We start from the raw sequence: 15657 nt of genomic DNA on the forward strand, positions 1-15657 counted from the left end.
AGCTATGTTATTCATTTAAATGAAGCTGATAAATATTGGCTTCATTTTGACTGACTTGATGGAAGATAAATCCTTGGTTTCCCGCATTTTGCACCGATAAATGACTGATCGCTCTATCTGAAATGACTGCTGTCTCTTTGCCATCTTGTTCGACTTTAACTAAGGCGGCGGGTTGCTGATTAAACAGATAAAGGGTTTGAGCATTAATGCGCCAGAAACGGCCATTTAATTTGGTTGACATTGTTTCACCTTGCTTGAAATTTAAATTGTAGCGGATTAGCTCGCGATTCTCTTTGTCTGAAAGGTACCAATGCTGCGCTGTATACTGGGCATAGCTTACATCAGTCTTAAGAAGTTGTTGATTGTGATCTTGGGTATCGAAGCTGAATAAAGCATGGCTTTGCTGATCGATAAAGGCGATGCGGTGGTTTGATATCCATTGCCAGGCAAATTTATGCTCTGCGTTTATTGGCAACTCCTGTATTGCTTTATTACTGACGTTAATCAAGTATATGCTGTTATTACGTTTTACTAATAGTTGGTTATTATCTGGCGACCAGAGCACGGCGTAAATGTAGCTGGCACGTGTAAAATTTGTTAGTTGAGTATAGTGACCATTCGCTTGTTTTAACCATATTTGCGCAGAACCGGTGCGTTTTGAAGCAAACGCTAATTGTGTTAGATCGGAAGAGAAAGACGGACTGTAATCCGGAAACGTTGAGTTAACAATCAGTTCGGTTTGACCATTATGAAAATAGCTAACATCAATATCGATAGCACTGATCACATATTCAAGTGTATCTGCAAGTTGTGTATCGCTAATTTGCGTGATTGACCCTATTGAGGACGTGGACAGTACGGTTTCTTGCCCATCGAATGCTTGAGCGATTAATTGATGGGCAGGATGTTCACTTAAGTGATACAAAGCCTGGTTGTTCGCTGCCCATTTAAAATGTGTAATGCTGTAATCGAGCATTTTCTGATAAATAACTTCTTGATTATCAAAGCGATAAACGGTTAATTGTGATTTATCGTTAATCTGTTTTAGCGCTGCCCACAGTGTAAGGTCAGGTGAAGGCACTTGATACTCACCTAATTCAAGTGCAAAAGGTAATTGTTGACGACTCTTGGTTGTTAGTTGATATTGCCATACGCCGGATAAGTCCTGCCAAATCAGCAAGTTTTCTGCATAGTTAACAAATACTTCAACGGGTTTGTCGCTAACACAGGACGCGATAACTTGCGTTTCTTTAATTGCTACATCGATAGGTGCAAGAGTTGCTGAGATTATCTGACATTGTTGTTTTTGTTGAACAGCGGATAATTCGCTGTACACAAAGCTATGATTTTTGCTCGGTAGCCATTTAGGGAAGCTCAATCTGGAGTTTACTTTGGTGAGTTGTTTCGCGTCGGCATCATTTATTTTTTTGTAAAAAATACCATAGCCGTTTTTATCACTACCGTTAAAAAGTAACTGCTGGCCGTCAGGGTGTAGATGGGCATTGTACTCGATCCCTTCGCGGTAAGTGAGCGCTTGAGCTTGAGTGGCAACACTAGTGGCTTTTACTTGTGTTTTTTTGTTAGGCGTTGCGCTATGCTCGTTAGCAGTATGTGTCGATAGCCAGATAATAATCACGAAGCTAACGGCAGCAATAACCGTTATCGATTTGATGGCGTTAGCGTTATTAGAGTGATTGCGCTTATCTGGTTCATTCGTTAAAGGTGTTATTGGCTCGGGCTTGTTGATTTTTTCAATGTCAGCAATGAACTGATAACCTTTTTTCGGAATGGTTTTAATAAACCGTGGCGACTTGGCACTATCGTCTAATACTTTTCGTAAACGGGTGATGGCTTTGCTAATGGTATTATCTTCAACAATCACATCTTGCCAAATAGTGTCGGCAATTTGTTCCCTGCTGAGTATTTTATCGCGGTGTTCTAGCAATAAGTTTAACAGTTTGGCTTGCTGGTGCTCTAAGCGATAAACTTTATCAGCATTACTTATTTGTTCTAACTGAGTGTCAAAGACAAAAGGGCCGAATTTTATTAGCGGAGTGTGCACTAGATACACCGAGTTTGATTGTTATTTTTGCATGAGATAATAAACGATCACGGCGAGACCATGAAGCTAAATACTGGTAAAAATTTGTTTTTTTGCTGCGTTCGACAAACTTTTCCAAGACTATTGTTAAAAAAAGGCCGATAATTAGCACCATTAAATGCAACTTACAGCGGCTTAAATAAAAGGTTACTGATAACCTCACCGCTGTTAAAACGACATCGGATATTAATCAATGGAAATCAAAGTTAATTTTCTCGACAATCTCAGACTGGAAGCCAAGTTTGATGATTTTACCGTTATTGCTGATCAGCCCATTCGTTATAAAGGTGATGGTTCGGCACCAGGGCCATTTGATTACTTTTTAGCATCTTCGGCGATGTGCGCCGCGTACTTTGTCAAGGTTTACTGTAATGCGCGCGACATTCCAACCGACAATATTCGTTTATCACAAAACAATATTGTTGACCCGGAAGATAGATATAACCAAGTATTTCAAATTCAGGTTGAGCTCCCGGAAAGCATTTCAGAAAAAGACCGTAAAGGTATCATTCGCTCAATTGATCGTTGTACGGTTAAACGCGTAGTGCAAACAGGGCCAGAATTTAAAGTCGATATCGTTGAAAACCTTGAAGAAGATGCACAGGCAATGTTGATGGTTAAACCGGATGCCGATCATAGCACCTTTATTTTGGGGAAAGACTTACCACTTGAACAAACCATTGCCAATATGAGCAAAATGCTGGCTGACCTTGGTATGAAAATAGAGATTTCATCCTGGCGCAATATTGTGCCTAACGTCTGGTCATTACATATTCGTGATGCGGCATCGCCAATGTGTTTTACTAACGGTAAAGGGGCGACCAAAGAAAGCGCCTTATGTTCTGCATTAGGTGAGTTTATCGAACGGTTAAACTGTAACTTTTTCTACAATGATCAGTTTTTTGGTCAAGACATCGCCAATGCTGATTTTGTCCATTATCCGAATGAAAAGTGGTTTAAACCGGGCGCTAATGACGAATTACCTTCAGGACTGCTAGATGACTATTGTCTGGCAATTTACAATCCGGATGGTGAGTTGCGCGGTTCACACCTAATTGATACCAATTCAGGCAATAAAGAACGTGGCATAGTGGCCATTCCTTATGTTCGTCAGTCGGATGGTGAAACGGTTTATTTTCCATCAAACCTCATTGAAAATCTGTTTTTAAGTAACGGCATGAGCGCGGGGAATAATGTGTATGAAGCGCATGTTCAATGTTTATCTGAGATCTTTGAGCGTGCGGTTAAGCGCCAAATTATCGAACAGGAAATCGTATTGCCAGATGTACCTATGGCAGTATTAGAAAAATATCCGAGTATTTTAGCAGGTATTAAAGGGCTAGAAGAGCAGGGCTTTCCTGTCTTGGTAAAAGATGCTTCCTTAGGCGGGCAATTTCCGGTGATGTGTGTCACCTTAATGAATCCAAAAACGGGTGGGGTATTCGCCTCGTTTGGTGCTCATCCAAGCTTTGAAGTTGCATTAGAGCGTAGTTTAACGGAATTACTACAGGGGCGTAGTTTTGAAGGTTTAAATGATGTGCCAAAACCGACCTTTAACAGCATGGCAGTGTCTGAGCCGGAAAACTTTGTTGAGCATTTTATCGATTCTACCGGTGTGATCTCATGGCGTTTCTTTAGCAGTAAAGCGGATTATGAATTTGTTGAATGGGATTTTAACGACACAAACGAAGCAGAAAATAGCCAGTTAATGGATATTCTAAAAAGCTTGGATAAAGAAGTGTATGTTGCTGAATTTACTGAATTGGGGGCATCTGCTTGTCGTATCTTAGTGCCAGATTACTCAGAAGTGTATCCGGTTGAAGATTTGATTTGGGATAACACTAATAAAGCCCTGCACTATCGCGAAGATATTTTAAACCTGCATCGCTTATCTGATGATGAACTCGTTAGCTTGTTTGAGCGTTTGGAAGACAGTCAGCTCGATAATTACATTGATATTCGCACCTTAATCGGTATTGAGTTTGATGAAAATACGGTTTGGGGACAATTAACCATTCTTGAGTTGAAAATTTTAATCGCATTAGCATTAACTGATCTGGAAACTGCGATTGAATTGGTTGGTGAATTTTTACAGTATAACGATAACACCGTTGAACGCGGTCTGTTTTATCAGGCGGTACATACGGTATTAGAAGTGATGCTGGATGATGAATTAGAACTTGATGACTTTATCGCTAACTTCAAGCGTATGTTTGGTGATGAGCAAATGACGAATGTTGTTGGCTCGGTAACGGGTGAAGTGCGTTTTTATGGCTTAACCGAAACCAGTATTCAGCTTGAAGGGTTAGATAAGCACCTACGGTTAATCGAAAGTTACAAGAAACTTCATCACGCGCGCAGTACAAAAGCCGCTAGCTGATAAGCAGGTTATAGAAAAAGCCAATGCGAGATATTTGTGAAGTAATGCATTGGCTTTTTTGAATCTACTCGTTTTATTGGCGGGAAAGCGTTTTCAATTCCGTAATAAAGCTGTCTATTGCTGATTGGTCAATGCCTAAATGAGTGACCAAGCGCATATAACGGTTAGGTGCAATTAATATCCCTTTCACTTTCAGTGCTTCTGCTAGCACAGCAATATCTATGTGTTCTGCTACTTTGACAAACACCATATTAGTAGCGACCTGATTGAGATTGACCTCAAAGCCATCGATAGCATTTATTTGCTCTGCCAGATATTTTGCATTGCGATGATCTACTTTGAGTTTGGCAATATTGTCGGTTAGGGCAATTTTGGCTGCCGCACATAAAATACCTGCCTGACGCATACCGCCACCTAAAACTTTACGCCACCTTCTTGCTTGTTTGATTAATTCACTGGAACCCAGTAATAAAGAACCAATCGGTGCTCCTAAGCCTTTAGACAGACATATGGTCATAGAATCAAAATGCTGGACAATCTCGGTAATATCAACATCTAGTGCCGTTGCTGCGTTATACACTCGGGCGCCGTCTAAATGTAGTTTTAGTTGATGATGTTCGGCAAAGGCTTTTAATGAAGATAAATAGTCCAGCGGTAATACCTTACCATTGATGGTGTTTTCAATGCTGATCAAAGTCGTTCTGGCAAAATGTGGGTCGTCAGGCTTGATTGCTCGGGCGAGTTTTTCAAGTGATAAGCTGCCGTCTTTTTCATTTTCAATCGGTTGCGGTTGAATCGAACCTAATACCGCTGCTCCACCGCCTTCAAATTTATAGTTATGGGCTTGCTGACCACATAAATATTCATCACCGCGCTGACAATGGCTCATTAGTGCAAGCAGGTTCGCCTGTGTGCCAGAGCTGCAAAATAACGCGGCTTCAAATCCGTGGCGCTTTGCTGTCCAGTTTTCCAGCTCATTAACGGTTGGGTCATCACCATATACATCATCACCAACTACGGCATTTGCCATGGCATCACGCATTTTAGCGCAGGGTTGAGTCACGGTGTCAGAACGAAAATCAATCATGTTTTTTCCTTTTACAATAGTAACTTGAAGATGCTAGCAGATTTTTATCGACAGCAGAATACGCTTATTTTCTGTGTATGGTGTTTTTCTGATTATTAATCTAACCAGGTTTTAAATGGCGTTTCGCCTAGTTCTTCAATATAAGATTTTACAAAATCGATAAACACGCGTCGCCTTTTCGGTAAATGTTCTCTTTTAGCGTAAATGATGTAAACCCCTGACTCTATTGCTTGAGAATCATCTAAGGTAGCGATTATTTTTAATTGATTGGTGGCAACCCACTTCTTGGCAATAAAGTGTGGCATAAGTGCAATACCGGCGTTTTCGGCGCAAAATTCAGCCATAGCTTCACCATCGTCGACAATCGTTTTTATGGCGGGTTCAATTGTTATCCGTTTTCCTTTGTATTTGAAATCAATCGGCATGGTTTTGCCTGTTTGTTTAAAGCGAAATAGAATCCATGGATATTGTGATAAGCACTGTTGATTGATTTCAATAGAATTTGACACATCAGCACGACGGCTAATACATAGAACAAATTTTATCGGCGAAAGCTTTTGGGCGACTAATCTATTGTCTGAAATAGTGCCGCTTCTAATGGAAATATCAACCGACTCTTTGATCATATCGACATATTCATCACTAAAACTGACATCTAATTGAATTTGCGGATAAGCGCTTCTGAACTTGCAAAGCATTGGCATTATATATTGCCGTCCATATGAGACGGGAAGATTGATTTTTAATGAGCCTTTAACTTCTTGTGAGTCTTGCTTTAACTCCTCTTCATGGACTTTAAGTTTCGCTAGTAACTCTTCCACTGTTTTTGCGTATCGTGCCCCTGCAGACGTCAGCTTAAGCTGTCTGGTGGAACGATTAAATAATTGCAGACCGAGTTCTTGTTCTAATCGCTTGATTGCCTTACTGACCGTGGAAGGGTCGGTTGCATGTAATTTTGCCGTCTCGGTAAAGTTCTCTGTTTTTGTTGTCGTGACAAAAAGCGTGATCGTTCTAAACTTATCCATCGTAAGATTATAATTATGAATTATATTCATTAATATAATGAAAAACCTACACTTCTTACAAGCTGTTTATTCGCTATACTAGCCTCAGCGTTTTATTGGGAAGCAACTCAGTTATGTTGTGATTACGCATCGGAGATTTAAATGCTATTTGCTGCGGGATGTTTAGCTATTTTACTGGGTATCACTCATTCAATATTAGGAGAGGTGCTAGTGTTTAAACGTTTGAGAGAGAACTCAATTATACCTAATCTTACTGGTCATAAATTCAATTTAAGGCAAATTAGAATTCTATGGGTCAGCTGGCATTTAGTGACACTTTTTGGCTGGGCGCTGGGAATTCTTTTATTTCTTCTCGCAGATGTTAACAATGCACCAGCGACTTTGATCACGCAACTCAAACAGGTTATTGCGATAGCCATGTGTGGTGGTGCTACCCTAGTGTTGCTAGGGACTAAAGCCAAGCATCCTGGCTGGATTGTATTATTGAGTATTGCAATATTGGTGTGGTTTACTTAGTTAGTCGTTTTTATGTTGTTTTGTGTCATTAAATGGATGTATCTAGGTCACATGAGTGTCATGAATGCATATTTGTGAATAATTTTCATTTTAAGGGTGGAGGCTATATACGATGCAAGTTTATTTTTTATGGGGGGCAACCCTAATGAGTCTGGTGACGTTTGCTATTCATACTTTTGTCGGTAGTGCTAGAGTTGCTGCTCCGCTATTAGCCAACCATTCACTGCCGTTAGCGTCTAAGTGGCTCAATTATTATTGTTGGCATATTACCACTATTTATACCTTGTTGATGGGCGGCGCATACGCTTACGTAGCATTTAATCCGAATAAACCTGAACTGGTTGTCTTTCTCAGTATTTTAAATGTTTCCTTTGCCTTCTTGAGTGCGTTAGTCGCACTCAAAGGTAATATTAATCCGTTTCGGTTTCCCTCTACATCACTGTTTGCTTCGGTTTCATTTCTAGGTATTGCAAGCCTACTTGTTTAGAAATTAATTTATTTTATTTGTAAGGTTATGATTATGTTGAAATTTTATCGTCAATCACTATTGGCGCTGTTTGCGCTATTCACCTCGTTTAATGTGTTTTCCAGTAATTTGCCTGACGAATTATTGCATCAACCAATTACCTTGTTGTCAGGGAAGCAAGTAACATTAGCTGACTTTCAAGGTAATAAGCCGGTTTACCTGAAGTTCTGGGCGACCTGGTGTCAACCTTGTTTAAAAGAAATGCCACATTTTCAGCATATTCAGCAGCAATATGGCGATTCGATTGAGGTTATCAGTATCAACCTTGGCTTAAATGATGATGCAGAAACTGTCGCCCAAACGGTTAAAAAGTTTAATCTAACTATGCCGATGACCATAGATAAAAGTGGTGATCTGGCAAAAGCGTTTCACTTTATCGGCACACCTTATCATTTATTATTTGATAAGCAGATGAATTTGGTCCACCTCGGCCATAAAGCGAATGAGTCACTCGATAATAAAATTGCCTTGTTATCACAGCAAGAAAATGTTGATTTACTCGCCTCAAACAAATTACAGGAAAATGAAGCAGATCTAAAACTCAACCTCAATGACGGAAAAACTCATGCGTTGTTATTTACCGCAACTTGGTGTGATTGGTATCTTAAAGATAGTCGTCCTGAAGTCTCGCAAAGTTGTATCACCGCTCAGCAAAATGCGAATGTGCTTTATCAGCAGTATCCGCAAATTGCTTGGCAAGGCGTAATTTCACGATTATGGACTGGCGAGAAAGATGTATCAGCCTATAAGAAAAAATATACTATTGAGCATCCCATTGCACTTGATAAAACGAATCAGCTTTTTCATCAATATGCAGTGAATGATTTACCGACGTTAATATTAATCAAGGACAACAAGGTTTTATTGAGAACCAATGATCTTAAAGATCAAGAACAACTACACATGCAATTAGCTGTTTATGCTAAATAGAGAAAACAGCCAATAACCCAATAATTGCGCTATACAAGCGCTAATGGTTAATAATAGCCATTGATACTGACCTTGATAATTTATGCTAAAGCCAGCGCAGAAAACAGCGTTGGCTTTTTTGTGCTAAATAAACTTGATGAAAAAATAGTCTTTAAAACACGCAATTTGATAGGGGGATTGCATTTTATGCTGTATACTGCGCGACCTTATATTTTGAGTCTGCATGTTCTTTAATCTGTCCTCGCGCGTTATTTTACAACCAGCCATTCAATTCAACCTGTATAACTTAGGAAATTCTTTTTGATCACTACATCGAATATCACTATGCAATTCGGCGCTGAGCCGTTATTTGAAAATATTTCTGCAAAATTTGGTAACGGAAACCGCTATGGTTTGATCGGTGCGAACGGCTGCGGTAAATCAACGTTTATGAAAATACTCAGTGGTGAGCTGGCGCCAACGTCAGGAAATGTTTCGATCACCTCCGGTTATAAAGTGGGCACATTAAGCCAAGATCAGTTTGCGTTTGAGCAATATAGCGTAGTTGATACCGTGATCATGGGAGATGTAGCGCTTTGGAAAGTTAAACAAGAAAGAGATGCCATATACGCACAGGCAGAAATGAGTGAAGCCGATGGTATGAGAGTAGGTGATCTCGAAAGTCAATTTGCTGAAATGGACGGTTATAGCGCTGAAAGCAGAGCCGGTGAAATTTTATTAGAAGCGGGCATTGATGAATCATTACATTATGGCTCAATGCAACAAGTCGCACCAGGGTGGAAATTACGGGTTCTGCTTGCTCAGGCACTGTTTGCTAATCCTGATATTTTATTGTTGGATGAGCCGACCAATAACTTGGATATTCATACCATCAGTTGGTTAGAAACTGAATTGAACAAACGTAAATGTACCATGATCATTATTTCGCATGATCGACACTTTCTAAATGCTGTTTGTACGCATATGGCTGACATTGATTATGGTGAGTTGAGAATTTATCCGGGCAACTATGAGTATTTTCTTGCGCAATCGAGCTTACTGCGTGAGCAACTGTTAGCAGGTAACGCCAAGAAAGCGGCTGAAATTGAAGAATTACAAGACTTTGTTAACCGATTTGGCGCTAATGCCTCTAAAGCGAAACAAGCGAGTTCACGTGCTAAAAAAATGGATAAAATTAAGCTTGATGAAGTGAAATCATCGAGTCGCATCACACCCAATATTGCTTTTAAAGCCGGTAAAAAAATGCATCGTCAGGCACTTGAGCTGGAAAACTTAGGCCATGGATTTGATAATGGCATGTTATTTACACAAGGTGACTTACTATTAGAAGCTGGCGCTAAGTTAGCGATTATAGGTGAAAATGGCGTCGGTAAAACGACCTTGTTGCGTTGTTTAATGAATGAAATAACGCATAAAGAAGGTGTGGTTAAATGGTCAGAAAATGCCTCTGTTGGTTATTGTCCACAAGATAGCGGTCATTTCTTTGATAATGATTTAACCTTGATGGATTGGATGTCTCAATGGCGCAGGCCTTGCCATAACGATTTAATGGTTCGTGGTATGTTAGGGCGATTACTCTTTACTGAAGACGATGCCAACAAAAAAGCGCGTAACTGTTCGGGCGGTGAGAAAAATCGTCTGTTATTTGGCATGCTAATGATGCAAGACATCAATGTGTTAATTATGGATGAACCAACCAATCATATGGATATTGAAGCTATTGATGCACTTAATAATGCCTTAAAAGCGTTTGAAGGGACATTAATTATTGTCAGCCATGACCGTGAGTTTGTTTCTAGCTTAGCGACTCGTATTATTGATATTAAAGAGCAAAAAATTGTTAATTTTCAAGGCACGTTAGACGAATATTTAGCGAGCGAACAAGAGGCACAGGCAAAAAATAGCGCAGCTTCTAATCGTCAGAAAAAAGTCGCGTAACTGTACTGTACTTGCTAATAAACTTTAAGGTTATTTATGTCATTTTCCACGCTTGGCTTATCAGAGCCTATTGTTAATGCGATTAAAGATTTAGCTTATCGTGAGCCAACGTTGATCCAACAACAAGCGATACCTGTGGTGTTATCAGGTAAAAATTTAATTGCCGCGGCACAAACGGGCACAGGTAAGACGGCGAGCTTTGTGTTGCCGTTACTTGAGCTGCTAAATAATGGTAATACCGTGCGTGCTAAGCGTATTCGTGCTCTTATTCTCACCCCCACACGTGAGCTTGCGCAGCAAGTTGAACAGAGTATTACGCAGTATGCTAAATATTTAAATTTATCCTCGTTGGCAATGTACGGTGGCGTAGATGCTGGCGCGCAAAAACAGGCATTGATCTGGGGCGTCGATATTCTGGTGGCAACCCCCGGTAGGTTGCTCGACATGGCCCATCAACGGGCATTGCATTTTGATGAATTAAAAATGTTAGTACTGGATGAAGCTGATCGAATGCTGGACATGGGCTTTATTGAGGATATTAATAAAATTATTGAACGTTTGCCAACGCAGCGGCAAAACCTATTATTTTCTGCCACTATTTCTGAGCAAGTTCGAGCGTTAGCAAAAAGAACCATTGATAAGGCGATTGAAATAACCGTTGGTCAAAATAATGCATCTGTGCCCAACATTACCCAATGGCTGGTTACCGTTGATAAAGATAAAAAATCGGCGTTGCTTTGTCATTTAATTCAACAACAACAATGGCAACAGGCGCTAATATTTATCGAAACAAAACATGGTGCGGCTAAATTGGTCAGCCAGCTGGCAAAGCGCGGTATTAATGCTGAATCTATTCACGGCGGTAGAACGCAAGCGGTTCGCGAACAAATACTCGCTGATTTCAAAGCTGGTGACATCAAAATCTTAATTGCGACTGGCATAGCTGCTCGGGGTATTGATATTGGTGAGCTTACCCGAGTGGTTAATTATGATTTACCCGCGCAAGCCGATGAATATATCCACCGAATTGGTCGCACTGGCCGGGCAGGGGCGAGTGGGGAAGCAATTTCCTTAGTATCAAAAGATAACTTTCGTGAACTGTGCGCTATCGAAAGTCGTTTAGGTTATCTTATTGAACGAAAGGAATTTGAAGGCTTTCCAGTGAAAAAAGTGGTACCGATATCAATCTTAAATTATGTACCTAAACATAAGCGTAGTACATAGTATATTTATTTGGGGCTAGTCGTTGAATTTGGTAAATTGAATTAGCTTGGTAAGTTAATATTAGTAGACATAAAAAAGCACCAATTAATGGTGCTTTTTAAGTTTTCTTGCCGCTAAACCCATAAGTCCTAATGCGAAGATGGCAAAGGTAGAAGGCTCTGGTACAGAGGTACTTGGGTTGGATAGATAACGAATATCATCAATGAAGGTGTAGTAATCCGTGTCATCGGTACGGTCTATTGATATTGATTTGATACCAAGGGTTGAGCTAAAGCCAACAAAGGTATTTCCAAAATTTGGAAAACTGACTTGCTCTAGTAAATTATTGTATTCATCAAATGAAGAAACGGTAGCACTTAATGAAAAGCGATATTTTGTACCAAATACCATGCCAAACATTGATACAGCTTTGTCAAATACAATAGTAGCGTCTTGGTTACCACTGCCGTCTAAGTTATCTCCCCACGTATTGTAAGCCGCTCCCGTTGTGCCAAGTATGCTTCCACCGCCTGCTTGTAGGAGGTATTTATTAGAGAATGAATGAAAAAGTCGTCTGCAATGAAGGCGCCTGATAATGGGGTGCCATTAGTAGGTACAACTGAATTGAAATCAAATAATTGTTCTGAGCCACCAAAATCACTGAGGTTAATTAAGCTGGCATTAGCAAAACCACTAATAAATAGACTCAAGCCAGCTAAAGCTGCTTTTAATATTTTTATGTTCATTGAACTTTCCTGATAATACATTCTTAACGTAGAGGCAGTATTGATGTTGTTATTTTAGATTGCAGGCAAACATTAACTATACCAATAAATTAAAATTGTTTTATTTCAGTGTATTGGCATTTTTAAATGATTATTAATAAATAGCATTGTAAAATGATTGGACACTATTGTGGCTACAAGGTATTGAAATTTATGTATTTCTCTAATAACTTTGTATGGTTAATTATCTGATAAGTGTAATGTCGGTGTTATGCAAAGCTTAAGTATACCGAAACGCCATTATCATTGCTTTTAAGCTCTACTTGCACTGTATACTTTTCACACAAACGTTTAACTAGCGATAATCCAATCCCTGAGCCGTTGCTACTTGGGCCACGATGGCCAGCCTCAAAAGCTTCATTGGTCTTTAATGTTTCCGGTAAACCTTGACCGTTATCGGCAATTACAAGTGTCTTGTTGTGGTAACTGATATTAATTTGGTTACCTTGACCATGATGAACCGCATTTTGCAGTAAATTTTGTATTACCAGCCGTAGCTCTTGTGCGCCCATGGCAACTGATACATCGTCTGGCACATCTATCTGTATCGTTTCTTGTTGCAACAAGGCGTGATTGTTAATAATACACGCTTCAATGGTTGATTTGAGGTTGGTCTGTTGTGCGTCGCTGGTTTTCTCGCGCGCGAGGGCCAGTAGTGCTTCGATTGTTGATTGCATTTGCTGGTCGGCGTCGGCTATTCGGGCAACCAATTTTTTTTGTCGAGCATCTAGTTCCGTATGAGTTAATAAGCTCAATGCGCCTTGACTGATGGTTAACGGCGTTCTTAATTCGTGAGAAATATCGCGCGTGAATTGTTGCTCTCGCTTAACAAACTCACTGATCCGCTCAAGCGCCGCTTCAAGTGTTTGGGCAAATTTGCCTATTTCATTTTGCTGAAATTGCGCTGCAAATTTGGTCGGTAATTTTTCAACCGGACTGCTTTCGACAATTTCCATTAAATCATCCAATGGTTTGATTAACCTTTTTGCCAGTCGCACCGTACCAAAGGCAAGGAGTAGGGCAATAATTAATCCGACTGCCAGTAATCCAGAGGAAAAGCCAAAAATTTGCCCTTTTAATTGTTCTACCACCAGCTGTCCGCCCACTTCTGCCAATAGTATGTGCTGCTGGCGCTCATTGTCATTTAAAAATGCGATATGATAATGCTTGCTTCCGTCACTGAATTCTTTGCGTCTTGGCTCTTTAATCAACAACTCTTTAACAGACGTGGGCAGTGAATCGCGATCGCTATGATAGCTGATAAAGTTAAAATGTGGTTTAGGTGTTTCACCCTGTTGCAGTGTTAAGGCAATTTGTTGTTTTTCGCTGTCTAAAATCTGATAGAAAAAACTGTCTTCAACTACGTAGCTAAACATTAAGTTCATCAGCGAAAAGAGTAGGCTCAATAGCATGACAATTGAGACAAAGTAGGTAACGATGCGGTTTCTAAGTTGGGTTGTTTTCATTTTAATCTTCTGTGTTGAATTAAAGATCTAACACCAAACCGACGCTATGCACGGTTTTTATGATGGCCGTTGGAAATGGTTTATCCACCACTTTGCGCAGTTGATAAATATGGGAGCGCAGCGAATCTGAATCTGTGCCTTCTTCACCCCATATACGTTCAACCAATTCGGTTTTAGATACTGCTCTTGGGTAGCTTTCCATTAATATTTTTAACAGATTAAACAGAATTGGCGGTAACATCAGTGGCGTATCATCTCTGGCTATTTGTTGACTTTGATAGCTCAGAGATAAGCGTGTATCACCTTGTGCTAAGTGGAGTTCTCTTGCCGCTTTTTCCGGGGTATGGCGATAAGTTAATGCACGACAGCGTGCGTGTAACTCTTCCAACGAAAATGGCTTAGTCAGATAATCATCGGCCCCTTGGGCAAAGCCTGCCAGCTTGTCGTCAAGCGTATCTCTTGCGGTAAGCATTATGATGGGAATGTGTCTGTCAGCCTCATTTCTAAGGCGTTGACAGACTTCCAGTCCTTCAATATCGGGCAGCATAATGTCTAATATAATGCAGTCATAATATTGATTTAAAGCTAACTCACAGCCTTGCTTTCCGGTATAAGCAAAATCTAACCTTTCACCCTGGATGTCGAAGTAATCGGCGATGTTGTTGGCTATCGCCAGATTATCCTCAACAATTAATACACTCAGCTGTGAGCTTGTTTTCATTAATACCAACCTTGTAATTTCTTATAGTAACCTTCTGGTAGCTCGTGCTCACCTTCGATGATGATATGACGCTTTTGTTTAATGTTAATAGTCTCGAATAGCTCGACATTTTCACTGACGCTAGCGTACTTATCATTGTCTGCGGTGACTAACCAGATTTTTTCAACATCAAGCGTGTTAACGAAATTGTGAGGTGAGACTCGTGCTACAGTATCACTTGATGCTGGTGGGACAATTGACAACACCTTGTCTATTCGATTGTCTAATGACGATAAAATCAAACTAATTTGCCCGCCCATACTATAGCCAGCGACACTGATTTGGTTTTGATCGAATTGAGCTTGTTCTGCGACCCAGTCTAACAGTATGCGATGATCTTTTACCGTATCAATCATCATCTCCTCATAAGGCGCTCGTTTGCCCCAAAACCAAAGATCATACATTACATCTTTAATGTTGTAATCAGGGTTCTTGCGTTTTCCGTGGTTTCTGGCATCAATTACAATTACCGCATAACCTTTAGCCAATGCCATCTTTGCTAATTCATCGGTTTGTTCTACCGTGTCTTTTCCTTTAATAGATTCTTGTAACCAGCGTACATAGCTTCTACCCATGCCATGCACACCTATCATTACCGGGATAGGTTTTGTTGAGTCATAGTTGCTTGGGTAAACCAATTGACCGTTGACTGTTGCGCCGTCAAAACTTTGGTACTCTAACGCAAAGTGTCCGTTCTCCAATGGTTGTAATTTAATATTCACGTCTTTTTTCTGATAGCTATAAGTTTGCTTTAGTTGCTCTGTGGTTACATGGTATGGTTTCAAGCCAAAAACGATGTACCAGATAGCTGCAATAGTGGCGATAGCTCCGACGGTGACAAACACTAACTTTTTCCAATTTCTTTTAATCATAAGGTGCTCCTTCAGGGAAATTAAACGTTAAGCATTGCTGCTCTTTGATAAACACTTTATGTGTACGG

14 protein-coding genes are annotated in these 15657 nt (G+C 40.2%); 6 read left to right on the top strand and 8 right to left on the bottom strand.

The window, feature by feature from the left end; genetic code table 11:
* Positions 1-7: 7 nt before the first annotated feature.
* Positions 8-2062, bottom strand: coding sequence for a winged helix-turn-helix domain-containing protein (locus QQK06_RS16325; RefSeq protein ID WP_284245851.1), 2055 nt, complete (start codon positions 2060-2062; stop codon positions 8-10).
* A gap of 232 nt (positions 2063-2294) precedes the next feature.
* Here QQK06_RS16325 and QQK06_RS16330 point away from each other — a divergent pair, with 232 nt between their 5' ends.
* Positions 2295-4481, top strand: a complete 2187-nt coding sequence (locus QQK06_RS16330) for an OsmC domain/YcaO domain-containing protein (RefSeq protein WP_284245852.1) — start codon at positions 2295-2297, stop codon at positions 4479-4481.
* Positions 4482-4554: 73 nt separating this feature from the next.
* On the opposite strand, the gene ltaE is transcribed toward QQK06_RS16330, so the two are convergent.
* Entirely contained in the window at positions 4555-5568 is a 1014-nt protein-coding gene (gene ltaE / locus QQK06_RS16335; protein WP_284245853.1) for a low-specificity L-threonine aldolase, read from the bottom strand.
* 95 nt (positions 5569-5663) lie between these two features.
* Positions 5664-6593 (bottom strand): LysR family transcriptional regulator, encoded by a 930-nt coding sequence (locus tag QQK06_RS16340; RefSeq protein ID WP_284245854.1) that lies wholly within the window; start codon positions 6591-6593, stop codon positions 5664-5666.
* Between the two features lie 141 nt (positions 6594-6734).
* Between QQK06_RS16340 and QQK06_RS16345 the strand changes: the two genes are divergently transcribed.
* From QQK06_RS16345 to QQK06_RS16365, 5 genes are all read left to right on the top strand, one after another.
* Positions 6735-7109, top strand: a complete 375-nt coding sequence (locus tag QQK06_RS16345; protein ID WP_284245856.1) for a hypothetical protein — start codon at positions 6735-6737, stop codon at positions 7107-7109.
* Between the two features lie 112 nt (positions 7110-7221).
* Complete coding sequence (locus QQK06_RS16350) at positions 7222-7596, top strand: hypothetical protein (RefSeq protein WP_284245857.1); 375 nt, start codon at positions 7222-7224, stop codon at positions 7594-7596.
* Between the two features lie 33 nt (positions 7597-7629).
* Entirely contained in the window at positions 7630-8565 is a 936-nt protein-coding gene (locus tag QQK06_RS16355) for a redoxin domain-containing protein (protein ID WP_284245858.1), read from the top strand.
* A 300-nt stretch (positions 8566-8865) separates the two neighbouring features.
* Positions 8866-10503 (top strand): ABC-F family ATPase, encoded by a 1638-nt coding sequence (locus QQK06_RS16360; protein WP_284245859.1) that lies wholly within the window; start codon positions 8866-8868, stop codon positions 10501-10503.
* Positions 10504-10539: 36 nt separating this feature from the next.
* Complete coding sequence (locus tag QQK06_RS16365; protein ID WP_284245860.1) at positions 10540-11727, top strand: DEAD/DEAH box helicase; 1188 nt, start codon at positions 10540-10542, stop codon at positions 11725-11727.
* A gap of 84 nt (positions 11728-11811) precedes the next feature.
* Here the strand turns inward: QQK06_RS16365 and QQK06_RS16370 are convergent, their stop codons facing one another.
* The 5 genes from QQK06_RS16370 to QQK06_RS16390 form a co-directional block, all read right to left on the bottom strand.
* Positions 11812-12126, bottom strand: coding sequence for a PEP-CTERM sorting domain-containing protein (locus QQK06_RS16370; protein ID WP_284245861.1), 315 nt, complete (start codon positions 12124-12126; stop codon positions 11812-11814).
* A gap of 50 nt (positions 12127-12176) precedes the next feature.
* Positions 12177-12452, bottom strand: a complete 276-nt coding sequence (locus tag QQK06_RS16375) for a hypothetical protein (RefSeq protein ID WP_284245862.1) — start codon at positions 12450-12452, stop codon at positions 12177-12179.
* 248 nt (positions 12453-12700) lie between these two features.
* Entirely contained in the window at positions 12701-13957 is a 1257-nt protein-coding gene (locus tag QQK06_RS16380) for a sensor histidine kinase (protein ID WP_284245863.1), read from the bottom strand.
* Positions 13958-13976: 19 nt separating this feature from the next.
* Complete coding sequence (locus QQK06_RS16385; RefSeq protein ID WP_284245865.1) at positions 13977-14678, bottom strand: response regulator transcription factor; 702 nt, start codon at positions 14676-14678, stop codon at positions 13977-13979.
* Positions 14678-15589: an alpha/beta hydrolase family protein gene (locus tag QQK06_RS16390; protein WP_284245867.1), complete on the bottom strand. Its 912-nt coding sequence runs from the start codon at positions 15587-15589 to the stop codon at positions 14678-14680. Before QQK06_RS16390 ends, QQK06_RS16385 begins: the two co-directional genes overlap by 1 nt.
* Positions 15590-15657 lie beyond the last annotated feature (68 nt).

The organism is Thalassotalea insulae (genome assembly GCF_030161395.1).
GTDB classification, from domain to species: Bacteria; Pseudomonadota; Gammaproteobacteria; order Enterobacterales; family Alteromonadaceae; genus Thalassotalea_E; species Thalassotalea_E insulae.